23 protein-coding genes are annotated in these 26,967 nt (G+C 71.2%); 10 read left to right on the forward strand and 13 right to left on the reverse strand.

The annotated features are described in order from the left end of the window. Nucleotides 1-3: 3 nt before the first annotated feature. The 7 genes from AC1DMN_RS01435 to AC1DMN_RS01465 all read left to right on the forward strand — a co-directional run bounded on the left by AC1DMN_RS01435 (nt 4) and on the right by AC1DMN_RS01465 (nt 5,152). Entirely contained in the window at nt 4-597 is a 594-nt protein-coding gene (locus AC1DMN_RS01435; RefSeq protein WP_477229521.1) for a TetR/AcrR family transcriptional regulator, read from the forward strand. Nucleotides 598-727: 130 nt separating this feature from the next. Continuing rightward, complete coding sequence (locus AC1DMN_RS01440) at nt 728-1,723, forward strand: formylglycine-generating enzyme family protein (protein WP_477229520.1); 996 nt, start codon at nt 728-730, stop codon at nt 1,721-1,723. Next, nucleotides 1,720-2,082: a YidH family protein gene (locus tag AC1DMN_RS01445; protein WP_477229519.1), complete on the forward strand. Its 363-nt coding sequence runs from the start codon at nt 1,720-1,722 to the stop codon at nt 2,080-2,082. Before AC1DMN_RS01440 ends, AC1DMN_RS01445 begins: the two co-directional genes overlap by 4 nt. Then, the gene (locus AC1DMN_RS01450) at nt 2,079-2,420 is read left to right on the forward strand and encodes a YidH family protein (protein ID WP_477229518.1); all 342 of its coding nucleotides are present in this window, start codon (nt 2,079-2,081) and stop codon (nt 2,418-2,420) included. Before AC1DMN_RS01445 ends, AC1DMN_RS01450 begins: the two co-directional genes overlap by 4 nt. 36 nt (nt 2,421-2,456) lie before the next feature. Next, the gene (locus AC1DMN_RS01455; protein ID WP_477229517.1) at nt 2,457-3,059 is read left to right on the forward strand and encodes a DUF308 domain-containing protein; all 603 of its coding nucleotides are present in this window, start codon (nt 2,457-2,459) and stop codon (nt 3,057-3,059) included. 22 nt (nt 3,060-3,081) lie between these two features. Continuing rightward, nucleotides 3,082-3,750: a histidine phosphatase family protein gene (locus tag AC1DMN_RS01460; RefSeq protein WP_477229516.1), complete on the forward strand. Its 669-nt coding sequence runs from the start codon at nt 3,082-3,084 to the stop codon at nt 3,748-3,750. A gap of 52 nt (nt 3,751-3,802) precedes the next feature. Then, on the forward strand, nt 3,803-5,152 hold the full coding sequence (locus AC1DMN_RS01465; RefSeq protein WP_477229515.1) for an HNH endonuclease signature motif containing protein: 1,350 nt from the start codon (nt 3,803-3,805) through the stop codon (nt 5,150-5,152). 73 nt (nt 5,153-5,225) lie between these two features. Here AC1DMN_RS01465 and AC1DMN_RS01470 read toward each other — a convergent pair whose 3' ends face one another. The 10 genes from AC1DMN_RS01470 to AC1DMN_RS01515 all read right to left on the reverse strand — a co-directional run bounded on the left by AC1DMN_RS01470 (nt 5,226) and on the right by AC1DMN_RS01515 (nt 18,197). Beyond that, nucleotides 5,226-5,750 (reverse strand): FHA domain-containing protein, encoded by a 525-nt coding sequence (locus AC1DMN_RS01470; protein WP_477229514.1) that lies wholly within the window; start codon nt 5,748-5,750, stop codon nt 5,226-5,228. A 239-nt stretch (nt 5,751-5,989) separates the two neighbouring features. Beyond that, on the reverse strand, nt 5,990-8,032 hold the full coding sequence (locus AC1DMN_RS01475) for a primary-amine oxidase (RefSeq protein WP_477229513.1): 2,043 nt from the start codon (nt 8,030-8,032) through the stop codon (nt 5,990-5,992). Between the two features lie 94 nt (nt 8,033-8,126). Next, nucleotides 8,127-9,317, reverse strand: coding sequence for a hypothetical protein (locus AC1DMN_RS01480; RefSeq protein ID WP_477229512.1), 1,191 nt, complete (start codon nt 9,315-9,317; stop codon nt 8,127-8,129). A 54-nt stretch (nt 9,318-9,371) separates the two neighbouring features. Then, on the reverse strand, nt 9,372-9,830 hold the full coding sequence (locus AC1DMN_RS01485; RefSeq protein WP_440733700.1) for a hypothetical protein: 459 nt from the start codon (nt 9,828-9,830) through the stop codon (nt 9,372-9,374). 7 nt (nt 9,831-9,837) lie between these two features. Next, a complete protein-coding gene (locus AC1DMN_RS01490; protein ID WP_477229511.1) occupies nt 9,838-10,299 on the reverse strand; it encodes a hypothetical protein in 462 nt (153 codons plus the stop codon). 98 nt (nt 10,300-10,397) lie between these two features. Further along, on the reverse strand, nt 10,398-11,651 hold the full coding sequence (locus AC1DMN_RS01495; RefSeq protein WP_477229510.1) for a CHAT domain-containing protein: 1,254 nt from the start codon (nt 11,649-11,651) through the stop codon (nt 10,398-10,400). Then, complete coding sequence (locus AC1DMN_RS01500; protein WP_477229509.1) at nt 11,641-13,275, reverse strand: hypothetical protein; 1,635 nt, start codon at nt 13,273-13,275, stop codon at nt 11,641-11,643. Before AC1DMN_RS01500 ends, AC1DMN_RS01495 begins: the two co-directional genes overlap by 11 nt. Continuing rightward, nucleotides 13,272-14,348 carry a hypothetical protein gene (locus AC1DMN_RS01505; protein ID WP_441976411.1) on the reverse strand — a complete coding sequence of 359 codons (1,077 nt, stop codon included), beginning with the start codon at nt 14,346-14,348 and terminating at the stop codon, nt 13,272-13,274. Before AC1DMN_RS01505 ends, AC1DMN_RS01500 begins: the two co-directional genes overlap by 4 nt. Then, the gene (locus AC1DMN_RS01510; RefSeq protein WP_441976410.1) at nt 14,345-15,640 is read right to left on the reverse strand and encodes a hypothetical protein; all 1,296 of its coding nucleotides are present in this window, start codon (nt 15,638-15,640) and stop codon (nt 14,345-14,347) included. The genes AC1DMN_RS01505 and AC1DMN_RS01510 overlap by 4 nt, the downstream gene beginning before the upstream one ends. Before the next feature lie 25 nt (nt 15,641-15,665). Then, complete coding sequence (locus tag AC1DMN_RS01515; protein WP_477229508.1) at nt 15,666-18,197, reverse strand: CDP-glycerol glycerophosphotransferase family protein; 2,532 nt, start codon at nt 18,195-18,197, stop codon at nt 15,666-15,668. 151 nt (nt 18,198-18,348) lie between these two features. On the opposite strand from AC1DMN_RS01515, the gene AC1DMN_RS01520 reads away from it, so the two are divergent. After that, the gene (locus tag AC1DMN_RS01520) at nt 18,349-19,911 is read left to right on the forward strand and encodes a glycosyltransferase family 39 protein (RefSeq protein ID WP_477229507.1); all 1,563 of its coding nucleotides are present in this window, start codon (nt 18,349-18,351) and stop codon (nt 19,909-19,911) included. On the opposite strand, the gene AC1DMN_RS01525 is transcribed toward AC1DMN_RS01520, so the two are convergent. After that, entirely contained in the window at nt 19,899-21,554 is a 1,656-nt protein-coding gene (locus tag AC1DMN_RS01525; protein ID WP_477229506.1) for an amidohydrolase, read from the reverse strand. The two genes, AC1DMN_RS01520 and AC1DMN_RS01525, sit on opposite strands and share 13 nt — an antisense overlap. Before the next feature lie 34 nt (nt 21,555-21,588). After that, the gene (locus tag AC1DMN_RS01530) at nt 21,589-23,034 is read right to left on the reverse strand and encodes a purine-cytosine permease family protein (protein ID WP_477383864.1); all 1,446 of its coding nucleotides are present in this window, start codon (nt 23,032-23,034) and stop codon (nt 21,589-21,591) included. 112 nt (nt 23,035-23,146) lie between these two features. On the opposite strand from AC1DMN_RS01530, the gene AC1DMN_RS01535 reads away from it, so the two are divergent. Beyond that, on the forward strand, nt 23,147-24,157 hold the full coding sequence (locus AC1DMN_RS01535) for a LacI family DNA-binding transcriptional regulator (RefSeq protein ID WP_441976405.1): 1,011 nt from the start codon (nt 23,147-23,149) through the stop codon (nt 24,155-24,157). A 164-nt stretch (nt 24,158-24,321) separates the two neighbouring features. On the opposite strand, the gene AC1DMN_RS01540 is transcribed toward AC1DMN_RS01535, so the two are convergent. Next, nucleotides 24,322-26,106 carry a 2-isopropylmalate synthase gene (locus AC1DMN_RS01540; protein WP_441976404.1) on the reverse strand — a complete coding sequence of 595 codons (1,785 nt, stop codon included), beginning with the start codon at nt 26,104-26,106 and terminating at the stop codon, nt 24,322-24,324. A gap of 167 nt (nt 26,107-26,273) precedes the next feature. On the opposite strand from AC1DMN_RS01540, the gene AC1DMN_RS01545 reads away from it, so the two are divergent. Further along, complete coding sequence (locus AC1DMN_RS01545) at nt 26,274-26,951, forward strand: FadR/GntR family transcriptional regulator (RefSeq protein WP_477229505.1); 678 nt, start codon at nt 26,274-26,276, stop codon at nt 26,949-26,951. Nucleotides 26,952-26,967 lie beyond the last annotated feature (16 nt).

Consider the following 26,967-nt stretch of genomic DNA (forward strand, 5'->3'; position numbering starts at 1 on the left):
ATCATGCCCCGACTCATCGATGCGGACGAGCGCACCGCCCAGATCGCGGCCGCGTCGATGAGAGTGCTCGAGCGGGACGGTCTCGCCGGGCTTTCGGTGCGCGGTGTCGCGGAGGAGGCGGGGATCGCGACCGCGTCATTGCGTCGCGCCTTCCCCACCCAGCACGCACTGCGCGAACACTGCCTCCGCCTGATCGAGGAGCGAGCTTCCGGGCGGATCGCAGCGGCGTCGCAGCATCTGAACGGGCGTCACCTTGTCGAAGACGTGCTCTCGCAGCTTCTGCCGCTGGACAGCGAACGGCGCACCGAGCTCATCGCGCAGGTGCAGCTCGGTGCCCTCGCCCTGACGGATGCGCAGCTGCGGCCTACGGCGATCCGGCTCAACGAGGCCGTCGGCCGTGTCTGCACGTCGATGATCCTGCACCTCCAGGGGGCAGGAGGACTCGGCGCGGGCCGCGACCCCGAGTACGAGGCGCTGCGTCTCAACGCGCTGCTCGACGGCATCGCCCTGAAGGCGCTGTGGCCCGACCGGCCACTGTCGGCGAAGGCCATGAGGGGCCTGCTCTCCCGACATCTCGACGAGCTCGCGCTGCCCTGACGGCGTTGCGCGGAGCCCCCGCGCTTCGTCGTCGGTGAATCGGCCAAGCGACAGGATCGAGCTGTGATCTTCAGGTCTCGCGGTGCGCGTGATGGCGCGCGAGCATGACGCGACAGAGGAAGATGGTCTCATGGGTGAATCGGCTTGCGGTCCCGACTGCGCCTGCGGCGCGCCGCCTCGCGACGTGCTGTCCGGCGGGCGCACGACGCTCCCGTTGTTCGGTGCGTGGGGTGCGGGCGGAGGCGCAGACGTCGACCGTCATTCGGTCGCGCAGGCGCGGATCCCCGCCGGATCCTTCCTCATGGGTGACTCCTCGGGCGACGAGAACCGGGGAGATGGCGAGACGCCCCGGCATCGGGTCGCGCTCGAGGGCTTCGAGATCGACGCGACCACCGTCACCAACGCCGACTTCGCCCGTTTCGTCGAGGCCACCGGCTACCGCACGGAGGCGGAGACCTTCGGGTTCTCCGCTGTGTTCCATCTGGCCGTGAGCGCTCCCGACGCCGACGTCATGGGTCCCGCGGCCGGCGCCCCGTGGTGGTACGGCGTGCGCGGCGCGGACTGGGCGCATCCAGGCGGATCCCGCTCGGATCTCGACGGGCTCGCCGACCACCCGGTCGTTCACGTGAGCTGGAACGACGCCGCCGCGTATTGCGACTGGGCCGGCCGCCGGCTGCCGACCGAGGCCGAGTGGGAGTACGCCGCGCGCGGCGGACTCGACGGAGCGAAGTACCCGTGGGGTGACCAGGAGCCCGATGACGGCGGCTGGCGCACGAACATCTGGCAGGGCTCGTTCCCGCGTGAGAACACCCTTGAGGACGGCTGGCTGACCACAGCCCCGGTGCGAGCCTTCGCCGCCAACGGGTACGGACTCTTCCAGCCGGTCGGCAACGTGTGGGAGTGGTGCGCGGACTGGTTCGATCCGCGCGCGTACGAGCGCTCGGCCGCGACGGATCCGCGTGGCCCATCGCTCGGCACGGCGCGCGTGCTGCGCGGCGGTAGCTACCTGTGCCACATCTCCTACTGCAACCGCTACCGCAACTCCGCGCGCAGCTCGAACACCCCGGACTCGTCGATGGGCAACGCCGGATTCCGCACCGTCTCGCTCCGAACGGAGAACGCATGAGCACCAGCCGCTTCCCCCGGCGCGTCTACGACCGCGGCGAGGAACCGGACGCCCGGTTCACGCTCGCGAACGAGCGCACGTTCCTGGCCTGGATCCGTACCTCGCTCGCGCTGCTCGCGGGCGGTGTCGCGCTCGAGGCCCTAGGCCTCGGCATGCACCCGGGATTCCGGCACGCGGCCTCGATCCTGCTCATCGTGGCGGGGCTGCTGACCCCCGTGCAGGCGTGGCTGGGCTGGATGCGCACCGAGCGCTCGCTGCGGGAGGGGACCCCGCTGGGCCCGCCGTGGATCGCGATCCCTCTCGTGCTCGTTGTCGTGGCGACCGGGATCCTCGTGCTGCTCGGGGTGCTGCTGGCGTGACCGTCGAACCCGAGCGGGTCTTCGACCCCGGCCTGCAGCCCGAGCGCACCGCGCTGGCATGGCGGCGCACGGCGCTGGCGCTCGCCGGCGGTTCCGTGGTGATCATGCGGATCCTGCCCGCCGTGATCGGCGCGGCGGCGCTCGTGCTGGGCTTCGCGGGCCTCGCCCTCGCACTCGTGGTGCTGGTCGGCTCGCACCGTCGCTACCGGCGTCAGCACCGGGCGCTCACCTCGACCGAACCGGTCGTGCTGCGCTCCGGCTGGCCGGTCGCCGCGCTGACCGGCGCGACGCTCCTCGTCGGGGTGCTCTGCCTGCTGTTCGTTCTGGGGAGGGGCTGACCCGGCCGGCGTGCCGCGCACCCGTACGATGTTCACGTGCCCGCCCTGCATGACCGCGCCTGGACCTTCCGAGAGCGCCTCGCTGCAAGACTGCGCGGGTTGCCGTGGTGGCTCGTGGTCGCTGCCGGTGCGGTCTCGCTGACCTCGGGCGTGCTGCTGCTGGTCGCCGAGGGGGACATCGTGCTGCGCTTGCGGCTGCTGATCGGACTCGGCTTCCTGATCTCGGGTGTCGACGATCTCAGCGCAGCGCTCACGCGCGACCGAGGCCGCGCGCTGAGCATCGTGAGCGGTCTGCTGGCTGTGGCAGGCGGCCTCGCGATGTGTGCAGGCGCGGTGCCTGCCGACGTCATCGTCCTGATCGCCGCGCTGGTCTACTTGTCCAGCGGTGTGTCGAAGGTGATGGCCGTCGTGCGTGCGGAGGCTGAGGCGCCACGCACCGAACTCCTGTTCGGCATGCTCGACCTGGCGCTCGCTGTGCTCTGCGTGTTCCTGCCGGCGTGGGGAGTCCGTGCGCTCACCGTGGTGCTGGGCGCGCGCAGCGTGATCGTCGGCGCGCGGATCATCTCGCTCGCCTGCACGCGGCTGCGCCGGGCTCAGCGTGACGCGAGGAAGCGGCCGCTCGCCGACGGGGAGCGCTAGCGGAGGAGCGTACCTTTGCAGGGTGCAGAAACTCGCTACAGCCCTGGATCCGCTACCCGAACGCCCCGCGCCGGACAATCCGCAGGGCAAGCTCGTCCTGCTCCGCCATGGCGAGACCGAGTGGTCGCGCACCGGGCGCCACACGGGCCGCACCGACATCCCGCTCACTCCGCGCGGCGAGGAGCTGGCCCGGCTCGCGGGCGCACTCGTGACGGGCTACGACTTCCGGCTCGTGCTGTCCTCGCCGCTGCAGCGCGCCCGCCGTACGGCTGAGCTCGCGGGGCTGAAGGCCGACGTCGATCCGCTGCTCGTGGAATGGGACTACGGCGGCTATGAGGGGCGCACCACGAAGGACATCCGTGCCGAACTCGGCTACAACTGGAGCGCGTTCACGCACGGCGTGATCCGTGGCGAGACCCCCGGGGAGACCGTCGAGGAGGTCGCCGCACGGGCTTCGCGGGTGCTCACCCGGGTGCTCCCGGCGATGGTGGACGGCGATGTCGCACTGATCGCGCACGGTCACTACCTGCGGATCCTGACCGCGGTGTTCCTGCGCCAGGCGCCGCGCTTCGGCGCCGCGATCACGCTGGATGCCGGATCCGTCTCGGTCCTCGGCTTCACTCGCGAGCAGCCGGCGATCCTGGCCTGGAATCATGGTCCGCAACTGCCGCTGGAGCCGTCCGAATCCTGAGGAATGTCGAGCGGCCTCTTTCCTCTTTCGAATATTTGTTCTAGAATGAGACATGGCCATCATCGATCCGCACCTCGTCCGCAGTGACAGGATCGTGGATCGGTGCCGTGAGATCGACCGGCGGATCGCCGCCCTCGAGGCGGAGAAGACAGACCTGCTCGGAGCGCGGGTGCAGTTGCTGCTCGACGAGGTTCCACCCGGCGCCGACGGGTACGAGAGCGCCGAGCGGTCGATGTTCGCGGAGATCTCCGCGGGGCTGCACATCTCCCGGGCGGCGGCCGCAAGAGCGCTCAGCACGGGTTGGTCCTTGAACGACCGATTTCCCGCGACGAGGGCCGCGCTCGCTGCGGGAGAGATCTCCCTGCGGCACGCGGTCGTGATCGTCGCCGGAGCGTCGGCGATCGACATCGCGGACCACGAGGCCGCGGCCCGCTACGAGGAGCTGGTGGTGCCGTACGCAGCAGCGGAGACGGCGCCGCGCACGGAGGCCTTCGCGAAGTCGGCGGCGGCAGCGGTCGCCCCGGAGAGCACGACTGAGAGGCATCGCCGTGCCCGCGTTGATCGGCAGGTGCGGGTCACCGACGTCGACGACGGGATGGCCTGGTTGGAGATCCTGATGCCGTCGCCGCTCGCGCACGCTGCCCATGGTCGGCTGACGGCGATCGCCCGGCGGATCCGCACGACCGGGGCTGCCGAGGTCGGCGGTGCGTTCCACGGCCCGCACGCCCCGCAGGCCGGACGAGAACTCACCGACGACGATTGGCGACGGCTGGAGCTGTTCGCGTCGATGGCCGACGATCTTCAGGAGCCGGCCCGTGATACTCGGTCTCTCGATGAGATTCGCGCAGACATCGCCACGGATCTGCTGCTCGCCTCCGACACCGATCTGATCGACGAGAGCGGAATCGAGAGCATCCGCGCCACGGTGCAGGTCACGATCGCTGCATCCACGCTGACCGGCGCCGACGATCGGCCGGCGGAGCTCGACGGACGCGGTCCGATCGATGTGGATCTCGCCCGGCGCCTCGCGGCGACGGCTGACGTGTGGGACCGGCTCTTCCTCGACGCTCGCGGGATGCTCACCCGCGCCGACACGTACGCCCCCACGGAGCGGATGCGACGATTCCTACGAGCCAGGGACCAGCGCTGCCGGTTCCCGGGGTGCCGGATGCCCGCCCGTTCCTGCGACATCGACCACAACCACGACCACGCCAAAGGCGGCCGCACCGATCTCGGCAACCTGTGCTGCCTGTGCCGGGGACATCATGCGCTGAAACATCCCGACGTCGACGACCGCTGGCGATGGCACGCCATCCAACAGCCCGGGGGCGTCATCGAATGGATCAGCCCCGACGGGCGCGCCTATGTCGACGAGCCCGCACCGCGCGTCCAGTTCGTCTGACCAGCCCCGGCGGCCCGGGATCGTCCCCCTCGCGGTGCTCTCATCCTGCTCACCGACGGGGACGCGTGGAGCATCAGTCGGCGACCCCGGGATCACCATTCTGCTCGAGCACCGGCGGTGACGGGGGAGCGGGGATCGCGCCGGTGTGCCCTTCGCTCTCGTAGTCCGGCCGTGGTGGCTGCCGCCGCTGGTGCGCTCCCTCGCCGCCGAGTCGTCCGCCGTAGGGGCGGCCATGGTCGGCGAACTCGTCGCGCACGAACACGAAACGCCAGTCGCCGGCGGTGAAGCGCGCGCCGGTGTGCAGGGTCTCGACCGAGCGGCCCTCCTCCTCGGCGGCTTTCGCGATGTTCGCGCTGGTCTGACCGGGAGCGAGCATCTCGAGGTCGTAGTCGTCGTGGCCGTCATGGCGGATGATCGCGTGCACCGCGGCGATGCCCTCGAGGCGGATCTGGCAGTCCGCACCGGAACCGATCCGCGTCTCGTCCTCGGTGATCTCGTGCACCAGGTGGGTGTCTTCGCGAGTGATCAGCAGGTGAGGATGCCCTGCGCCCCAGTCCGCGTGCGTCGTGGTGCCGCGCTGCTGCTCCTGCGTGTTCATTTCGGACCTCCTTCGCGGAGTCCGGGCGGCGTGGATCATCGCTCCAAGACGCTCAGTGGGATGTCGCCACGGCCTCTCGCCTATCGCGATCGTAGCCCCGTCCGAGGCCTCCGGCGCCGGTTCCGGGAAACCCGTCGCTGCGACGTCCGGAGCGACCGCTGTCCCGCGGATCCAGGCCTGAAGAGAGCTTCAGAGACCGGATCCGCGGGGCTCTTCGACAGGCTCGGGGACCGGAACGCTCAGCCGTGGTGATCGTGCGCGTGGCCCTCGTCGTGCGTGTGCGCTTCGCCGTGCGCATGCGTGTGCGCTTCGCCGTGCCCGTGACCGGCGCCGTGGTCGCAGTGGCACTCCCCGCCGCCGCAGGCGCACGCAGCGCCCTTGACCGAGCGAGGGGCGTCCAGCGAGGGATTGCGGTCGAAGAACCCGAACGGCTTGAGCCAGAACGAGATCGTGTCGGCCGGCATGATCGGCCAGTCCTCGGCACGGGTGATGTGGTGGATCCCGAAGTTGTACCAGAGCACCACGTCCTCGTCGACGAGGTTCTCGTCATCCGCGATCCATGCCGTCATGCCGTTGCCGAGGTCGTCGACGGCCTGCGTCGGGTAGTCGCCCGCGGGCCAGAACTGGTCGTCGTGGTGCCGCGTCACCCAGACCGTCTTGCCGATGACCGGGTTGCGCTTCAGGATCGGCGAGGACTCGTCGAACATCGCCGGGAAGGATGCCGAGGGCACGAGCTTGTAGGAGACGGGGGCGCCCCACGCGTTCAGCTTGTTCGGGTTCTGCACCTTCCACCCGCGCTGGCGCTCCCAGTTGAAGCTGCGACCCGCCTCCGCCTCGGAGCGGATGACCGTGGCCTGCGTGTTCAGGTCGAGGCCGAACGGGTTCGACTCCGAGATCGGCGCGGGCATCGAGTCGGACTCCACGACGGTATTGCCATCCCCGTCGATGTCCAGGTCGAGGCGGGCGATGAGGAAGTGCTGGTGGAACGGCGCGTAGGCGCGGGTGTCGATCGTCGTCCCCGTGGCCTTGCCGTCCTGCCCTTCCGCCATGGGCGTGGTCACCATGATGCCGGTGGCGCGCACCTCGCACTCGATGTTGCCGTCCTGGTAGAAGCGCCAGTAGACCAGGTATTCGTAGTTGGCGACCGTGGCGTGCACCGACACCACGAACCGGCGCTGGCGGCGCACCTCGGTGCCGGAGTCGGGGTCGACGTGCTTCCACAGCACCGCGTTGTCCTCCTCGTGCAGGCAGATCGCGTTCGTGATCGTCCAGGGCTGGCCGGCGGTGTCGGGCAGTACGGCGTCCAGGTAGGTGATCTCGCCGAGGCAGTCGCAGCCGAGTTCGAGCGAGGTGCACATGTACCCGAGGCCCCACTCGCCGATGTCGAATGCGGTCCGCCGGTAGTGATCGAAGCTCGAGTCGCGATACGGCACGATCATCTCGGCGAAGGACATGCGGTAGGCGACCTCGCGTCGGGTGCCCTGATCGTCGAAGCCGACCTGGTAGATCACCGGCCCCTCGCGGTAGTTGAACCCGAGCCGGAAGTCCCAGTTCTGCCAGCGGATCCGGGATCCCTCGACGGCGAACGAGACGCCTTCGGGCTGCACGATCTGCAGCGGCTTCAGATCCTCCCGCGGCGTGATGCCGGCGAGCTCGGGCACGTATTCGCCGTGCACCTCGGGGAAGCCGTAGTCGTGGTGATCCTCGATCTCGAGCACCTCGAGCGTGTTCATGTCGACGATGATCTTCAGGCCGCTCACCGGGTGGGCGTAGGGGTTGCCGTCCGGCGTCGCCCGCATCCACAGATCCACCCAGCCCAGGCGCCGATCCCGCCATTGCTCGGGGATCACGGCACCGCCGTACGTCCACACGTCGAACAGCACGAGGTCGACGTCGTCGATGCCGCGAGCCGCGAGCGCCGCGCGCACCTCCGGGTTCGCCTTCATCGCGTGATCGCAGTCGTGGTACTCGTCGATCGTGAAGTTCGGGGTCACCCCTGGCACGTGCGTCCACGACTCCACGGTGTCGTCCGTGAGGTTCACGACGGCCTCATAGACCTCGTTGGTCTGCTTGCGCCAGAGCACCGAGAGCGAGCGCCGCACGATCGGATCTCCGTCGCGCCAGGCCTTCACCTCGGTCTTCGGCGGTTCCTTGAGGATGATCGAGGCGTACCGCCAGCCGGCATCGATGCCGTGCTCGCGGCCGAGAACGGCGGCGGTGGCGGAGAACTCCGCTCCGGTGAGCGAGTCCAGGGGGTGCGACGGCGTGGGCTGCTGCGACATAGGGGTCCCGATCGGTCGATCCGGGGCACGCGCCGATGCGCGCCCCAACGGACTTAGAGTCTGCCAGTCCGGCGCGGAGTTCGCATCGACAGGATCAGCCGATCTCCACGCCGGTCCGGGCGTCGAAACGCCGGGTCGTCGTCTTGTACACCCCGTCACTGTCGACGTCGATGACGAGCGGTCCCTGCAGTCGGCGGATCATCACGTTCGAGATCACGATGCCGGGGGCGTCCGCGCGCACGGTCGCGACCGCGCGGCGCACGACGTCCGGGTCGACCTCGTCGATCGAGAACCAGCCCTGGGACGAGGTGAGCTCACTGGTCCAGGACAGGCTGAGGGATCCGTTCCGGTAGGCGTAACTGTCCTCGCCCTCCGGATCCGTCGCGCTCCTCGCATCGATCGACCAGTAGGTGTCGAAGATCACCACGGACTCCAGGCTGCGGCCGCGCAGCTGACGGCGCAGATCGGTGAGATCGAGGTCGAGGACTGCGGAGTCCCAGACGCCCTGGACGTGTCCGCTGAGGCGCTGAGGCATCTCCTCGATCAGCGCAACGGCGCGCTGCGGCGTGGAGAACACCCAGACTGTGCCGAGTGCGAACCCGCCGGCGACGCAGAGCATGATGATCACGAGGTTCGCCAGGATCCGGCCGGCGCGGCCGGCGGTCGAGGGGGTCTCCGAGGGCGACGGGCCGGCGGCCTGCGCCGTCGGAGGCGTCGTCGCGGCGACTGATGCCGCGGTGAAACCGTCGTAGCGCGCCGGTGCGTCGCGCAGCGCGGCCTTCCACTGCGCATCGGGCGCGGGATCCAGCACGGGGCGCGCACCGGGCGTCGTCGCCAGCACCACGTAGCGCCCGGTGAAGAAGCCGGGCAGTTCGCCCATCGTGATGAGCTGCGAGAACACCTCGCGGCGCGGAGCGCCGGCACGGGGGAACACCGTGACCGTGAATTCATACAGGTGGTGGAAGTTGCGCACGGTGACCCCCTGCTCGCGCAGGGACTCGATGCGGGCGATCTCGCGAGGAGCGGAGGCGGAGAGAACCGGGGGAGCGCCGATCAGGGCACCGCGCCCGGTGCTCGAGCGCCCCGGCGAGCCCGAGCCGAGCCCGGCCACCGTGCTGAGGATCAGAATCGTCGGCACGACGGTCGTGGCGACGAGGAGGGCGATGACGAACGCGATCGTCGCCGTCTCGGCGCTTCCGAGGACGAACCCGAGGATCGAGGCGAGGACGGTGCCGATCGCCATCCAGAAGAGGACGAGGATCCCTCGTCGCACCCAGCTGTTCATGTCATGCTCCTCGCTCTCGGGTCAGGGTCTTGTGGGGGGTGGGCCGCGCTCGCGTCACCCGAGCAGCAGGGCCTGCGGGTCGTCGGGGGAGACGCGGAAGGGCAGCACGGCGCCCGGGCGCCAGTTGTGCAGGGCCGGCTCGGCGATGACCGTGCGGTAGGTCGCCCGGTACGGCTCGCGGCCCTCGATCCGCACGTCCAGGAGCACGGCGTACACCGTCAGGCCGTCGGCGGAAGAAGGGCCTTCGGGTGTGCACGCGAGCACCGTGCCGGACGCGGGCAGGCCGCGCTGGTGGAACGCCAGATTCGCGAACGGATCGGCCGTCGCCGCACCGTACGGTCCGCCGGGTCCGCTCCGGGCCGCTGCGGCGTGCGGATCCGCGAAGGCCTCCGCGACGCGCCCCCATTGCTCCGCGATGTCGGCCGACTGGCGGATCGTGTCCCGCATGGACGGAAGGGGCGGCAGCTCGCGCGTCACGCGCAGCAGGCGCAGCAGGTCGCGGATCACGCCCATGATGCGCTCAGCTCGTCAGGGCGATGTTCTGCGGATCCGCCGGGTCGACGGCAATGCCGTGCGCGGATCCGATCGCGTAGTTGCCGATGAACTGCGCGGCGACCATCTCCCGCTTGGCGACCGTGTAGGGCGTGGCACCCGGAATCGTCACCTCGACCTCGATCCGAAACCAGGCGTTGCCCGCCGTGCGCTCTCCCGTGTCGACGGCACCCGTGATGATGCCGGTCCCCGGCGTGCCGATCGCGATCACCCGGTTGAGCTCCTGACCGTAGGCGTTCAGCACATCGTGGTCGGCCTGCATCCGTGCCCGCAGGTCTGCGCCCTCCGCGGCGATGGGCAGCGAGCCGTCCGAGTATCCCGCCTGGGCGAGTTGCTGTGCGGCGAGCTGTTGTGCGGCCTGCGCCTGCACAGCCATCGTCTGCGGGTCGATGCCGGCGAGTGCGTTCTTGGCGCGATCGAAGAGTCCCATGATCTGTACCTCCTGTGTGTTCCGGTGGAACTGCGTATCCCTGTGGATGCACTCAGACTGCCGGCGGGCGATTGCTCCCGATCACAGGTTTTCGAGGATCATCTGTCCTGGCGCGGCGGTGACCAGGTCGTGGAGATCGCCGCCCACATCAGCGGCGAGTGCTCGACAGCGCCGGAGCGCGCCCAGGTCTCGGCGCTGGCGCGCTGCCAGGCGTTCAGCGCCGCTACCGGGTCCGCGCTCTCCTGGGTCGCGTCCACCGCATCGACCGCCGCGCTGAAGGCCGGGGCGTCCGCGCCGGCGGCGCGCGCGAATCCCGCGTCGGTGGGCAGCGCCCATCGTGCGGCGGCGACGTGCTCCGCGCCGCCCCGGACCAGCGCCGCGACGAGCGCCGTGGGCTCTGCGAATCCTGTGTCTCCGCCGGACTCGCAGGCCATCAGCGCGACGCGGGCCGGAATGCGCCAGCCGCCGTCGCCGGCGTCCTCCGGCGCGCCGTAGGCGATGTCGGCGGCCGTGAGCGGGCGATGGGCGCCGAGCAGAGCGGCACGGCCGGCGAGGGCGGGGCCGTCGGACAGATGAATGCGCACGTCCAGACCATGGTCGGACGATGACACATGCCCGACGTACAGGAAGCGGGAGGCATCGGCGAGCAGCGCGCGCAGTCGCACCCGGTCGATCGCGCCGCCCAGGAGAGGCTCGGCGCCGCGGGCCCGGGATCCGAGTCGCTCCTGCAGCGCGGCGAGTGCCTGGCCGGTCCCCGTCGGCCCGAGCACCGGAGCGAGCATCCCCCCGGGCACGGGAGGATCCAGGACCGCGACGACCGGACCGTGCGGATCCCAGGGGGAGACGCGTCGCGACGGCGCGTTGCGCACGCCGGCCGGCACGAGCAGCGACACCTCGGCCTCGTGCACCATCCGCCGATCCGTGTCGACGAACAGCGCCTCCCAGGGCACGCGGCCGAGCGAGGGGGAGCCCTGGATGCGCAGATGCGGGCGTCGGTCGCGCAGGAGCATGGCGTTCAGTTCGGCCGCGAGCGGGGCAGGCAGCAGCGCCCCCGCCAGTTCCGCGGACAGCCGCCGTTCCCGGTCCGGATCGGCGAGCGGTCCGCGGAAGGCACGGTCGAGCGCCTCGACGACGCTCTCACCGTGCCGAGGCGAGGGCAGCGACTCGTCGAGCCGGTCGAGCACCGGCTGGACAGCGGCGCGCGGGATCGCGTACGCTCGCGGGCGCTCGAGCGCGTGCTCCCAGCGCCACGTCACGTAGAGATCGCCGACATCGGCGAACTTCACCTGCACACACGGGCGCTCCGGGGCCCCGTCGGCGACATCTCCTGCGGTCACTCGCTCACCAGGCATCGACGGTCTCCGCGGAGCGGATGGCGACCCCGTAGCGGCGCTCCGATTCGGCGATCCACACCCGGAATGAGTCGTCGCCGGGCATCGCCCGCACGAACAACGGCAGCGCCCCTCCGGCCGAGGAGACAGGGGAAGCGAGACCGCTGTCCCCGGATGCGGCCAGGGCGTACGGCGCCTCGAGAACGGCGACGTGGACGCGGTCGTTCTCCGGCGCGGGCTCGGCTCGCGAGACGGCAGGTGCGGCGGGGCCGAGCGAGGGCGAGGAGCACAGGAACTCGATCACCTCCACCGCCAGGCGGGTCTCGGCGAGAGCACTGATGCTCTGCAGAGCGACCTCGAACGCGACCGTCGAGACCGTGCGGATCCACCGCTCACGCATCGGCCCGGCCGCGAATCGCTCGCGCAGCGCATCCGTCGCGAGCGCGGCGGGCAGCGCCAGATCGAGCGCCACGCGACGCATGCGCTGCTTCTCGCCGCGGAACAGCGAACGGTCGGCCGCGGTGAGCGCGGCGAGCGCCCGGCGCACGTCGATCCGTGCGGCCTCGTGCAGTGCACCCGTCGACGCGGACACGGCGCGCGCCCGTCGGTATGCGGCGTCCGCCGTGGGGAAGCGCCACTGTGCGACGAGGATGTCGCCCCGCAGCAGTTCGGCCTGGACCTGTGCCCACACGTCGCCCTGGACGAGCACGTCCGCGCACACCTGCTCCGCGATCCCCCGTGCGGCGGCGAGCCGACCGCGGGCGAGCAGCACGGCGGCGCGTCCGAGGCGGGACACCGAGGCCGAGCGAGGATCGCCGCCGCGCCGGTAGCCTTCTTCCGCGGCGGCGAATCGCTCCTCGGCGGCATCGACCTCGCCGCGCTCGAGCAGCAGCCGTCCCAGGTTCTCCTCGGTGCGGGCCACGGCGATCGGGCCGGTCGTCTGGAGCTGCCGCGAGATCTCCAGCTGCTCGGCGGCGAGACGCGGATCGCCCGTGCGGTGGGCGAGTGCGGCGAGGCCGGAGTACGCGTACGAGGCGAGGCGCGGTTCGTGCGACAGTGCCGTGTTCAGGGCTGCGCGGAAGGCGACCTCGGCGTCGCCGAAGCGTTCCCGATCGAGCAGGATGCCGCCGAGCGTGTTGTGGCGTCCGAAGACCAGCAGCGGCGGTGTGGCGTCGTCGAACTGTCCACCGAGGACCTCGAGGTCGTGGATGGCCTCGATCGAGCGACCGACCAGCGCGAGCGTCTGCGCGCGATTGATCACCGCTCCGAAACGCACCTCCGCGGTGCGGCGTGCGGATCCGATCATCGCCTCGGCGGCCGTGCAGGCGGCGATCGCCTCCGACACGAGATCGATCGCCGCGGGAAGATCCCCGCGCGCTTCTGCGATCGCGGACAGATTGGCCAGCGCTCGGCCGCGGAGGTCGAGGCCGACCCCGTCGATGTCCTCGACCTCTGTGGCCGCAAGGATGCGGCGAGTGACCGGCTCGGCCGCGATCGGGCCGCCGGATGCGTAGGCGGACGCCAGCTCGCCGAAGAGCGGCTCCATGTGCTGCCACCGGGCCGGCAGGCTGCCGGATCCGGGCAGGCTCAGGATCTGAGCGTTGAAGGATCCCGCCGTCCCGCTCGCCGCCTCGGTCTCCGTCATCGCCTCGCGGCCTCCTGCTCGGCGAGCAGCACGGCTCGAGAAGGGAGCCCGGAGTCGTCGATCACGGTCTCCCGTGCGCGGTCGAGTCGCGCGTGGGCGATGGCGAGGAGCGCTTCCGCATCGACATCTCCATGGCCGCGATATCCCGGCGAGGCGAGTGTGAGCGTGCGCGCGTCCGGCGGGGTGAGCAGGATCGTGACGGGGACGGAGATGCTGCCCGCGAAGCGACCCGGTTCGGGCCGCAGGGTCAGCGCGATGCCCGCGAACACTGCGTCGAGCGGTCCCGGATCCGTGGGGGAGGACGACGGCGCACGCGGTGCGGAGACCTCCAGCACGACGTCGGATTGTCCGGAGCGCACCTGCCAGTGTGCCGATCCGGCGGCATCGACCGTGCCGGGCGCGAACGCGGAGAGGTCCAGGGGCCGCGTGCCCTCGGCGAGCACGCCCGCGGTGGAGCGCACGGTCGCGGAGGCGGCGAGTGCGAGGTCCGCTCGTGCCGGCACGGTCGCTGCGGCGCTGCCGGCGGTGATGCCGCGGTCCGCGGCCGCCTCCTCGAGGCGGCCCTCGAGCGCCGTCAGTGCGGGGCGCACCGCGGCGTGGATCCCCGGTGCGAGGCGGAGGGCCCGCCCGGCGACCAGGCCGTCGGCGAGCGCCGCGAGCAGGAGCTCCTCGCCGTCGAGCAGGTGCTCCACCGCGAGCAGTGCGTCCGCCCGCTCCACGGAGAGGATCCGCGGATCGAGCGGGGGGACGCCGGCGAGCGTCGAGGCCGGCCACCACGCCGCCGCCCACGCCACCAGCGCCGCACGCCGAGCATGGTCGAGCGCGGGAGCCGGGGACGGCTCGAACGCATCCGTCTGGCCGAGGAGCGCGGGGACCGCTTCGGGACCGTACACCTGCCAGGCGACGTCGATCGCGAGAGCGGGATCCCAGACGGACGCCGCCGGAACGTCAGGATCGGCGACATCCCAGATCAGGAGCGCCCCGGCCGTCTCGAGCAGCGCGGAGTGGGCGGCACTCGAGGGCGTCGCCCCGATCCGCAGGCCCTCCGCGGTGCGGGCCGCGCGAACGATCATGCCGCCTCCTCGAGGGCATCGCGGCCGATCGAGGCTTTCACGAGGCCGCGTCGGTCGAGGATCACCGAGCGCAGCGCGCCGTCGAGGAGGGTCCAGACTTCGTCCGCCAGGATCGCGTCGCCGCGTAGTTCGCGTCCGTGCAGCCGTGCCCAGAGGCGGCGCACGAAGGCCTCGCGCGCACCCCGTGCCGGGGCGGGGTTCTCGCCGAGACGCAGAGCCCGATGCACGAACGGCTCGCGTCGCCACCGTCCGCCCAGACGCCGGGCGGCGTCGGTCATCGCGTGAGGTGTCGATTCCGCGGCGGCGGGGGTGACGCCGGATCCGGTCGATCCTGCCGGATCCCCGAGCGCAGCGGACGCCTCCGTCGCGGCGAGCAGCACGACGCGGCTCTCCTCTTCGGTGAGCTGCCACGCGCCGGCAGTGCGCTGGATCTCGGCGTGCACGACGTCGCCGATGTCACCGCCGCTGTCCGCGACGGCGGCGAACGACGCGAACAGCCGCTCGAACAGCGACCTGTCGAACGGCGGTGGCATCGCGGTCTTGGTCGCTCTGGAGCCGGGATCCGGCGGCGAGGGAAGGTCTTTCGCGGTCAGCCCCAGCTCTCGCGCGGCACCGGCGAGGTCTGCCGGCGGTGCGCCGGCGGATCCGCTGCGGGACGCCACGAGGGCGGCGAAGTCGCCTGTTCCGGCGCCGGTCGCGCAGGCGTCCAGCAGCCGTCGCAACGCGTCGCGCACGACCGGGCCCGCAGGCGCCGCTGCACGAGCCCAGGCCTCCGCGATCTCCCGGCTCACCTGTGTCGCGACCGCGGGGTCGCTCAGGTGCGCCCGCAGCTCGGCGAGTCCGGGGCGGACTCCGTCGTGCACCTCCGCCAGGGTCGCCGCGGCGACGGCATCGGCGTCGTGCGCCGGAGCGCCGCGGTGCCGGGCCAGCTCGAACGCACGCTGGAAATAGAGGTCCTGGGGGTTGCCCCCAGTGATTGCGGCGCGACGACGCGCGCGCTTCAGCGCGACGAACCAGGCGGCCGTCGCGGCGAGATCCGACCGCGCCTCGTCGATCAGCGCCTCCAGCTCTTCGGCGGCGTCGTCCGAGAGCACGGCGTACGCCAGGTGCGGGCGTGCGGACGGGCGGATCACCAGGGGATCGAGCACCAGCTTCGTCGTGCGGGCCAGGGGGGCACCGGTGGGCCCGGTGAGGGCATCCACTCCGGAGAGCCGTTCCCATGCGCGTGCGATCACGAGACCGCGCGGCACACCGCGCACCGGCGGACCGGGCGGTCGTGCGTCGGCGGTCATGCCGGGATCCTATCGAGCGCGCCGCTCAGTCGGTCAGCAGAGCCTCGAACTCGGCCTTGACGTCGGCGCGATAGGCGTCCGTGTCGAGGGTCGCCGCAGGGACCTCGCCGTCGAGGAACGCGGTCATCCCGGCCGCGAGCGCGTCGTCGTCCTGCGCCACGATCCTGATGGAGCCCTCGGGCAGGGCGCCGTACACGGATCCGAACGAGGTCGACACGATCGGCAGACCGCAGATGGCGGCCTCGATGAGTACCATCGGCTGCCCCTCGTAGAGGCTGGACAGAACGAAGCAGTCGGAGGCGGCGAGCAGGGCGTAGGGATTGCGCTGCGCTCCGGTGAGGAACGCCGCATCGGAGAGCCCCGCCTCATCGATCTGCTGCTGCAGGTCGGCGCGCAGCGGGCCCGCACCCACGATGAGCAGCCGGGCCTCGGGGTGCGCCCGGTGCACGTCGTGGAACGCGCGGATCAGGCGCGCATGGTTCTTCTCGGGGCTCAGGCGGCCCACCGTGACGAACCACCGCAGCTCGCCCTCGTCGGCCTGGAGCGTCTCGTACCATGCCGGGCGGGGCGGGATCTCCTGGTCGGCGGCCTCGTACTGCGCGTCCGATTCTGAGAAGAACTCGCTGAGCGGACGCCGGGCACCGAGTGTGACGTGCTCGACGTCGGGGAAGTTGCGCACCGTGCGGAAGTGCTCCCCGGAGGCGTATTCGGCGAGCTCGATGCGATTCAGCTCGGTGAGCTGGTGCGACACCGAGACGAGCTGGTCGTACTCGGAGTACATCGCGAACACCGTGCTGAGGCCGCGCTTCATGGTGGCCTTGCCGTTCACGGTGCGTTCGCGGTCGGAGGCCATCTCGTTGTGCATCCAGATCGCCCGGACCGGATCGGGCCCGCCTTCCGTGACCGCGGGGGCGTGCAGCAGCAGGCTGGTCCACAGCGGGCCGTAGCCGCTGAAGTCGGCGACCCAGTCGAAGCGGGCGTCGCCGAACACGCGCGTCCACTCCGCGTTCCACAGCTCCTCGTGCCACGGCTCGGTGCCGGGGGTGCGCGGGGATCCGCGCCATTCGTCGATGCGGCGGCGCAGGTGCACGGCCTTGGACCCGTTCATCCCGCCGATGCGGAACACCTGCCGCACCTCGGCGGGGATGCGGGCCTGCGTCAGCGGGTCGGTGCTGAGCCGTCGCTTCGGCAGCAGCGCCGTCACGTCATAGCGGGTGTGGTCGATCGCGCCCAGCAGGTTGAGCGCACTCGTGGTGATGCCGTTCGGCTTCATGCCGCCGAGATACACGAGCAGGCGCTTGCGGCCGTCGTGCGCGGTGGGACGCGCGCGATAGCCCTCGCGGGCGCCGCCGAACACGATGTCGACGACGCGTGCGGTCGCGCCGCCATCCTCGAACGGGGCGAAGCGTTCGGCCCAGGAGGCGTACTGCGGGTGCGGATCGGCGCCCTCCAGCAGCGCCCTGAGCGCGCGGCCGGTCTCGGCGGCGTCGTCGGCGACAGGGCCGGGCAGGGTGTCCAGGGGCATGTAGGTGCCGCGACCCGATGAGTACAGGTCGGCGTCCGGGGTGAAGAACGCGATGGGCCGGCCTGTCGCCAGGTAGTCGAAGAAGATCGACGAGTAGTCGGTGACGAGGCCCGCCGAAGCCCCCAGCAGCACGTTCGACGGAATCGAGTTCGGCGCGAGCGAGCGCGCCAGCTCCGGTCGGGCCGAAGCGTGCGCGTGCACGATCTGGTGCGTCTTCAGCACCACGACGTGGTCGTCGCCGACGCCGGCCTGCAGGGCCGCGAGCTGGGCGGCGAGCTCGTCGATGTTGTCCTCGGGATCGTCGAAGGAGCTCCCGCGCCAGGTGGGTGCGAACAGCACGATCGGCTTGTCGCCGAGCAGGACCCCGCTGCCTTCGAGCTCGGCGCGCACGGTCGCCTCGGCCGCGCTGTCGAGGCGCTGCCGGTCGATGCGGGGATAGCCCTCCTCGATGAGGGTGCCGGGGTAGACGTTGGTGAGCCGGTAGGCGCCCTCGTACATGGTCTCGGCCATGAACGGGTTCGCCGCGAGCAGGAAGTCCGACATCAGGAAGTTGCGCAGCGTGTTCGCCGACTGCACCGCCCCCGACGGCATGTCGAAGCCCATGAGCTTCAGGGGCGTGCCGTGCCAGGTGTTCAGATACACCTGGCCCTCCCTCTTGCCGAACCAGGTGGGGAAGGTGGCGTTGTTGATCAGCCAGCCGCTCACCGCGAGAGCCTGACGATAGGACGCGGATCCGCGATGCACGAACGAGACCCGGCGGTCCGCGGAGAACTCGTTCTGGAACCGGGCGATCGCGTCATCGTCGGCGAGCGCCCAGACGTGCGTGAGGTGCGCGTAGTCGGGGTCGGCCAGCAGGTGGCGGAAGATCGCCTCCGGGTTGCACAGCATGCCATTGCCCGCGAAGGACTCGTACAGCACCTGATCGGGGCGGACGGGCCGGGAGCGCCAGAAGGCGATCCGCTCGGCTTCGACAGCGCGCTTCAGGCGTCGGGCGGTGGAGCGGAGGCGCCGTGCGGAGGAGGAGAGTGACACGGATCAAGGATATTAGGCGCGTGCCTGGCGAACACTTGGAGAACGATGGGTGAAGGATCGGCGGCGGATCGCGGATGTCCCACGGCGTGACGCGGATCCGGCGCGTCGCCTCGGAGGGGACGCCAAGCCGCGCAGGCTACGCTCGGGCGACGTGACCAGTCAGGCCCTGCCCCGTGCGGTCGGCTCGGAGATCCCTGATGCGGAGGAACCGACCGCCGATCCCCGCCGGCTCGGTCTGTGGGCGGCGCTGGTCGGGCTGTTCGCCGTCGCTGCGAGCGCTGCAGGATCCTGGATCCCGTCGCTCTGGGGCGACGAGGCGGCGAGCCTCATGTCGGCGACACGGCCGCTGCCGTCGCTGATCCACATGCTGAGCTACGTCGACGCGGTGCACGGTCTGTACTACCTCGGGCTGCACGCGTGGATCGATGTGTTCGGACCGAGCGCCTTCTCCATCCGATTCCCGTCGGCGCTCGCGGTGGGCGTGTGCGCCGCCGCCGTGGTCTGGCTGTGCGGACGTTTCGGCACGCTGCGGTTCGCCGTGGTCGCCGGCGTGTTCGCCGCGGTCCTGCCGCGGCTGATCTTCGCGGGGGAGGAGGCCCGCTCCTACGCGATGACCGCCGCGCTCGCCGCAGTGCTGATCGCGATCCTCGTGGAGATCGGCCGCCGTGATTCCCGCGCGGTCGGCGGTTGGATCGCCTACGCGGCCGTGCTCACGGTCGGCATCTGGCTCTTCCTGTATGTCGCGCTGATGGTGCCCGCGGCCCTGGTGATCGTGCTGCTGTCGCCGGCGTTGCGGCGGCGCTGGCGCGCGTGGATGTTCAGCACCGGCATCGCCCTCGTGCTCTGCACGCCGCTGGCGTGGTTCGGATTCCTGCAGCGACGACAGATCGCGTTCCTCGCCGTGCGGGAGTCGGTCACGGCCGAGGTCGTGCTGAAGAACATGTGGTTCCAGGAGTGGTGGTTCACCGCGATCGCCTGGGCCCTCATCCTGGTCGCCGTGATCGCGTTCGCGCGAGAGCTCATCCAGATGCGGCGCGCCGGAGCGGGACGGTGGCGTACGCCCGGCATCCGCCTCGAGGTGGTGGCGCTGAGCTGGATGACCGTGCCGATGGGACTGCTGCTGGCGGTCACCCCGTTCGTCGCGGTCTACACCGCCCGGTACGGCTCGTTCTCCGCGCCCGCGGTCGCGATCGTGATGGCGCTCGGGGTGAGGCGGCTCGCCCGTCTCCCGCGCCGTCGACTGGGGGCGCGGCTCGCGGCCGTCTCGATCGCCGTCGTCGTGATCGCGGCGGTGCCCGTGGCGGCCCTGCAGCGCGGACCGTACTCGAAGAACCAGTCCGACTGGAACGACATCGCCGCCTTCATCAGCACGAACGCCGCGCCCGGCGACGGCATCGTGTTCGATGACGGGGCCCGCCCTTCCCAGCGCACCCGGCTCGCGAAGGCGACGGATCCGACGGCTTTCCGGAACGTCACGGACCTGCTGCTCAGGACGCAGTTCCAGAAGTCCTACACCTGGTACGACCAGACCTACGGCATACCGCGTGCGGCCGGGATGGGGCGCTTCGACGGCGTCGAGCGGGTCTGGGTGGTCGAGCTGAAGTTCGACGGCGTCGAGGACACCTGGGGTCTCGGGCAGCTGCGCTCGCTGGGCTACCACGAGACCCGCCGCGTCGACGGCGCGGGAAGCGTGATCCTGCTCTACGAGCGCTGATCCGGGGCCGCGGCCGTCACCGCGGCGCGGTCGAGGCCGGCGACGACCGTCGTGCGCACCCGCGTGGTGAGGAACGTCTCAGGACCGTCGCGGAACGGATCCGCGTCCAGGATCACGAAGTCGGCGGCGGCTCCCGCGCGCAGTACGCCGAGCTCGCCCTCCCAGCCGCAGGCGTAGGCCGCGTCACGGGTGGCCCGGCGCACCGCGTCGGCGACCGCCATCGCGTTGCCGGGGACGTTCGCCTCGAGCGCGGGGTCGAAGGCAGACCGCCGGGTCGTGGCGATGAACAGGTTCGGCAGCGGATCGAACGGCGCGGTCGGGGCGTCCGTGCCGAGCGCGAGCGTGGCGCCGGCTTCGGCGAACTCGCCCCAGGGGTAGGCGCGTTCGACGCGGTCGTCGCCAAGCATCGCCCGCCAGTTGTCCTGGATCGCGGGATCGCAGTGCACGGGCTGCATCGATGCGATCACTCCGAGGCGTGCCAGGCGCAGGGGAGTCGCGTGGTCCACGGTCTCCAGGTGCTCGATGCGATGACGGCGCTCGGCGCGCGGGCCGTTGGCGGCCACCGCGGCCTCGAGCGCGTCCAGGGCGAGCGCGGAGGCGGCGTCGCCGATCGCGTGCATGGCGATCTGCAGCCCTGCTGCGTCCGCGCGGGTGACGACCGCGGTCAGTGAGGGCAGATCCCACAGCGCCTCCGGCTGCGAGCCGTCGGCGAAGGGAGCGCGCATGGCGGCCGTGCAGCTGTCGATCACGCCGTCGACGAAGAGCTTGATGCCGGCGATCCGCAGGCCGGGTCCGGTGTGCTCGCGGTGCAGCGCGATCGCGCGATCCACGGCGGCGGCGTCGCCCTCCGCGGTGCCCGTGCGGTACACGGCCCAGTGCGCGGCGACGTGCATCGGCAGCGTGCCGCCGTGCCGCTCCTGGACGGCGAGCATGGCGCGCAGGTCGTGCTCACCCAGCGCCATGTCGACGGCAGCCGTGACGCCGGCGTCGAGGTAGGTGCGCAGCGCGGCCTCGAACTGCGCCTCGCGGTCGGCATCGCTCGTGAGCGCATCCAGCTTCTCCCGCAGGAACGCGAACACCGCGTTCTCCAGCAGCATGCCGGTGGCGTGCCCCGCGGCGTCGCGCTGGATCGTGCCGCCGAGGGGATCCGGCGTCTCGTCGTCGATGCCGAGCTCGGCGAGGGCGGCGGAGTTCACCCAGGCGGAGTGGTTGTCGTTCGCGTGCAGGTAGACGGGCCGTTCGGCGACTGCGGCATCGATCATCTCGCGGTGCGGAGCCTGTCCACGGAGGCTGGAGAACAGCCAGCTCCGACCCTGGATCCGCGGGGCTGCAGGGTCGGCGGCGGCTGCGGCGGCGATGCGGGACTGGATCTCGGCGAGATCGGTCGCGTCATGCAGATCCACCTGCTCGAGCGACTCGCCCAGGCCGACGAGGTGCGTGTGCGCATCCACGATTCCGGGGATCACCAGGGCGCCGTCCAGCTCCACCACGGTGTCGGCGGCGAACGCGTCGGCCACGGCCGTGTCTCCGACGAAGAGCACGCGTCCCGCCTCGACGATGAGGGACTGGGCCCACGGCTGCGTGTCGGAGGTGAAGATCGCGCCGCCGCGGTAGTGGGTCGTGCAGGTGCCGGGGGTTCTCATGCGTTCTGGTCCTTCTCTGTCCGGATCCGGGGACTCACAGCGAGGCCTGCGAGCGGGGCGAGCGGCGCACCAGCGCCAGGTAGATGACGAACGGCACGATCAGGCCGACCGGCACCGACAGGTCGATCCCGCCGATGAGCGCGGCGACCGGGCCCACGTAGACGAGGGTCGCGCTGCACAGCAGTGCGGCGCCGATGCCGACGAGCACGGCCACCGCGCCGGCGATGTGCACGCCGCCGCTGAACCAGAACCGGCTGCCGTGGCTGTCGTCTGCGAGTGCCGCGCCGTCGTAGCGGTTGCGGCGCCACAGCATGTCGGCGAGGTAGACGCCCATGACCGGGGCGAGGATCGCGACCGCGAGCTGCAGGGCGCTCGAGACGCTGTCCAGGAAGTTCCACACGAGGAGCGCGAACAGGGTCATCAGCACGCCGACCGTGCCGTCCAGCAGCACGGTGCGCGACCGCGGGAGGCGGATCCCGACGGCCTGCAGGGCCAGGCCGGAGCTGTAGGCGGTCATGGCGTTGTTCGCGATCGTGCCGACGATGACCGAGATGAGGAAGACCGGCGCGAACCAGCCCGGCAGGAACTTCTCCAGGCCCGCCTCGGGATCCGACATGTCCACGGCGCTCGCCGCGAGCGCGCCCACGAACGTGGCGAGCACCCCGGGGATGACCATGCCGAGCGTGGTCCACAGGGCGACGTCGCGCACCCGGGTGCTCGCGGGCAGGTAGCGCGCGAAGTCGGCGCTGTTCGTGTACGACAGCGGGCTCGAGGCGACCAGCGCGATGCCGGCGGCCATCATCGCGACCAGGTCCAGGCCGTGCAGCGCCTCGGCGGGGGTGTAGCCCCAGTGCGCGCCGCCGACGACGAAGACCGCCATCACGGCGAAGATCACGGCGAGCGCGACCGCGAGCGGCTGGTACAGGCGCATGATCAGTCCGTGGCCGTAGACGCTGATCACCATGGTGGCGGCGGCGATCACGATCGCGCTGAGCGCGATGGTCCAGGGCGACGAGGGCACGCCGAGCCGGCCGAGCAGTCCGACCGCGACCGTGGTGGCCGCGGCCCAGTTGATCGCGAGGTAGCAGACGCTGATCAGCCAGCCCGCGATCGCGACGTTGAAGCGGTTGCCGGTGACGCCGTACATCGCCCGGGTGATCACCTCGCTCGGCGTGCCGGCGGCGGGACCGGAGGCGGCCACGATGCCGGTGATGATCGAGAACAGGTTGCCGATCACGATGACGAGCAGCGCCTGCCACAGGTTCAGCCCCAGCAGCATGAGGGTCGCGCCGATGACGACCGCGAGGAAGTTCACGTTGGGCGCCGCCCATACGGCGAACAGGTCGCGGGCGCGGCCGTGCCGCTCGCCGTCGGGGATGTAGTCGATGCCGTGCGTCTCGACGCGGACGGCACTGTCGGTGGGCACGGGATGGGTGAGGGCGGGGGCGGAATCGGTGACGGGGGGTGTCGCCTGCGACATGGATCCTCCAGGGCGAAAGGTCGGGTGCGCGACGTCCTTGTTCGCGCTCGACACGCAACGCTAAGGATCCAAAACGATTTGGACAAGCGGATCCCGCGATTATCATCACGGAATGCGCAGACAGCGATCCACAATCCGCGACGTCGCCCGTCGGGCAGGAGTGTCGGTGACCACGGTGTCGCACACCTTCTCGGGCAACGGCGTCGTGAATCCGGCGACCCAGGCGCGCGTGCGCGCGGCGGCGACGGCCCTGGGGTACCACCCGGATGTCGTCGCGAGCGGGCTGCGCCGCAGCAGGCTCGGGGTGATCGGTCTGGTGCTGCGGCCAGCCGTCGGCGTCGCGCCGCAGCAGATCCAGGACGTCGACTACTTCCCCCGGTTCGCCGGGGCGGCCGCCCTGACCTCGCTCGGTCAGGGGTACGCACTCATGCTCGTCGCCGACCCCACCGTGCCGGATGCTCCGAGCACGGCCTGGGCGTGCGACGGCATCATCGTGACCGACCCCGTCGAGCGCGACCCGCTGATCGCCGCGATGCGCGCCGGCGGCATGCCCTACACGCTCGTCGGCGCGGATCCGGCGGATCCCGACGACCCGCACGTCGTCGACATCGCGACCGAGCTCATCACGGATCGGGTGCTCGACCACCTCACCGCCGCCGGCGCGACCCGCATCGCGCTCGTCGTGGGCACCGATCCGATCGAGTGGAACGCGGCGACCGTGCGGCGCTATCGGGAACGCACTCCTCCCGCGGTGCAGCACGTGCGGTACGTGCCGGAGCGGTCGGATCCGGAAGAGGGTGCGGCGGCGGCCGATGAGCTGCTCGCCCTGCCCGAACCGCCCGACGGCGTGTACTGCATGACCAGCGACCATGCTCGGGCGCTCGTGGATCGGCTCGTCGCGCGCGGGGTGCGCGTGCCGGAGGACGTGCGCGTGGTGTGCGGATCCGATGCGGACGGCCTGCGCAACTCGGCCCCGGAGATCACCGCCGTCGATCTGCAGCCGCAGGCGCTGGGTCGTCAGGCGGCCGCGGCGCTGCTGCGGCAGCTCGAACCGGCTCTCACGCTCGAGGTGCCCCCGCCCGCGCACGGCACCCTGGTCGTGCGGACCTCGACCAGAGCCTGAACGGTCAGGCACGGGGGGATCGGGCGGCCGGGCCACGGGCGGAGGAGGTCTGCAACTCTGCAGGACGTTCACGGCGGATGCGTCCTGCAGAGTTGCGATCGACCAGCGGCGCGGAGCCGGATCCGCGCGGCTCGCTCCGGCCGCGTGCTTCCGCCCGTTGCGCGTCAGGGCGCGCGGAGGGCGGCCTCCGCGGCGGCGAGGACCGCGTTCAGTGTCGCGGTGAGCACCGAGCGATCCCGCCCGGCGACCCACGCCCTGCCCTGGGGGGTGCGGGTCTCGACGAGGGTCAGTGCCTCGACGGCGTTGCCGGATCCGATGCTCGCCTGATGCAGGTCCAGAACCTCGATCGCCACGCCGCGCCGGGCGAGCTCGGCCGTGACGGCCTCGACCGGACCGAGCCCGACCGCTTCGGCCCTGGTCTCGACATCGTCGATGCGGAGTCGGAACGCGACGCGCGACTCGGCGGCGGTTTCCTCGATGCGGACATCGGAGAGCGCGATGCGGGGGTTCCCCCGATCTCCGAGATACGCCTCGTCGAAGATGCGCCAGAGCGCGTGCGCGTCGAGCTCGAGGCCGCTCTGGTCGGCGTGCCGCTGCACGTGCCCGGCCAGGTCGATCTCCAGCCGACGCGGAAGCCGGATCCCGAACTCCGTCTCGAGCAGGTAGGCGATCCCGCCCTTGCCCGACTGCGAGTTCACGCGGATCACCGCGTCGTAGGAGCGGCCGAGATCGGCCGGATCGACCGGGAGGTACGGAACGCGCCAGGCGATCTCGCTTTCGGGCTGCGCCTCGCGTGCGGCGCGCTCCCGGTGCTCGGCGAAGCCCTTGCGGATCGCATCCTGATGGGTGCCGCTGAAGGCGGTGTGCACGAGGTCGCCGACGTAGGGGTGACGCGGGTGCACCTCGATCCGGTTGCTGTGCTCGACCGTGCGCCGGATCTCGTCGATGTCGGAGAAGTCGATCATCGGATCGATGCCCTGGGCGTGCAGGTTCAGGGCGAGAGTGACGAGGTCCACGTTGCCGGTGCGCTCGCCGTTGCCGAAGAGGCACCCCTCGATCCGTTGGGCGCCGGCGAGCAGCGCCAGTTCCGCGCACGCGATCCCCGTGCCGCGGTCGTTGTGCGGATGCACCGAGAGGATCACGCCTTCGCGGCGCTCCAGGGTGCGGTGCATGTACTCGATCTGGTCGGCGTAGACGTTGGGTGTCGCGATCTCGACCGTGGCGGGCAGGTTCAGGATCACCGGGCGCTCCGGCGTCGCCTCCCAGAGCGCCGTCATCGCATTGCAGACCTCGAGCGCGTAGTCGGGCTCGGTGAGCATGAACACCTCGGGCGAGAACTCGAAGCGCACGCGCGGCAGATCTCCGGCGAGGGCGAGCACATCGCGCCCCGCGTCCAGGATCAGCTCCCGCAGCTCGTCGCGATCGCGGCCGAGCACCGTCTCTCGCCAGACCGGCGCGGTCGCGGTGTACAGGTGGATCACGACGGGGTTGCGGATGCCGCGGACCGCCTCGACCGTCCGGGCGATGAGGTCGCGTCGTGCTGCGGTGAACACGACGATCGTCACGTCCTCGGGGGCGATGCCCTGCTCGACGATCAACCGGACGAAGTCGAAGTCGGTCTGCGAGGCGGAGGGGTAGCCGACCTCGATCTCCTTGTAGCCCATCGCGACCATGAGGTCGAAGAAGCGCCGCTTGCGGGCGGGATCCATGGGCTCCGCGAGCGCCTGGTTGCCGTCGCGGAGATCGACGGGGACCCACAACGGCGCGGCCGTGAGTCGTCGCGTCGGCCAGGTGCGTTCGGCGTCGGCGACGGGGATCGACACCCGGTCGTAGGGGTCGGCGTAGCGGTGGGACGGCATCTGCGAGTGCCGTTGGCGATTCCACGCGGGGGCGTGCGCGGGGACGGGGCCGGCCGGCGTGGAGATGCCGGGGAAGGTGGTGCTGCTCATGGATCCTCTGTTCCTTCGACTGCGGTTTCGGCGACCGGCGCGGCGCATCAGCCACGACGGGGGAGACGGTCCGGTCAGACCCCGTCGTGGCGGCGAAGGAGAAGGAGAGCGCGCAGGTGCATGCAGGCAGTGTAGCGTTAACTCTGCAGACAAGTTGAGGAGTGGCGATGTCGGGAAGCGATGCCCTGCGGCGCACGTCGATGGCGGATCAGACGGCGGATGTGCTCCTCGGCAGGATCCGGGCCGAGGAGTGGGCGCTGGGCGCACGCCTGCCGGGGGAGACGACGCTCGCCGCCCAGCTCGGGGTGGGGCGCTCGACGGTGCGTGAGGCGATCCGGCAGCTCGCCGGGCAGGGGGTGCTCACGGCGCGGCAGGGCGCCGGTGTCTTCGTCTCAGCGCTCGACGTGCGCGACGACTGGGATGCCGTGCTGCAGCGCGCGGATATCGTCAGCGTCATCGAGGCGCGGACCGCGATCGAGAGCGAGGCAGCCGCGCTCGCGGCTGAGCGACGCAGCGCGAACGACCTGCGTGCTATCAGGCGCGCCCTGAAAGTGCGGGAGCAGCACCGCACCGAGCTCGAGGAGCACGTCGACGCCGACCTCGCGTTTCACCGCGCGATCGTCGTCGCGGCGGCGAATCCGATCCTCACCGAGCTGTTCGACGGCTTCACGCCGCGGCTGCGGCAGACGATGATCGCGATGCTGCGGATCCGCACCGCCTTCGGCAGCGCCGAGGACCACGCCGCGCACGTGTGTCTCGCCGATGCGATCCGCGCCGGCGACGCCGCGCTGGCCGCGGGACTCAGCCGGGAGCACCTGGCCTCGCTCAAGAACGCCCTGCGGTGAGCGCCGCGGCCCGGCG

Source organism: Microbacterium sp. 01T413_2, from assembly GCF_056398985.1.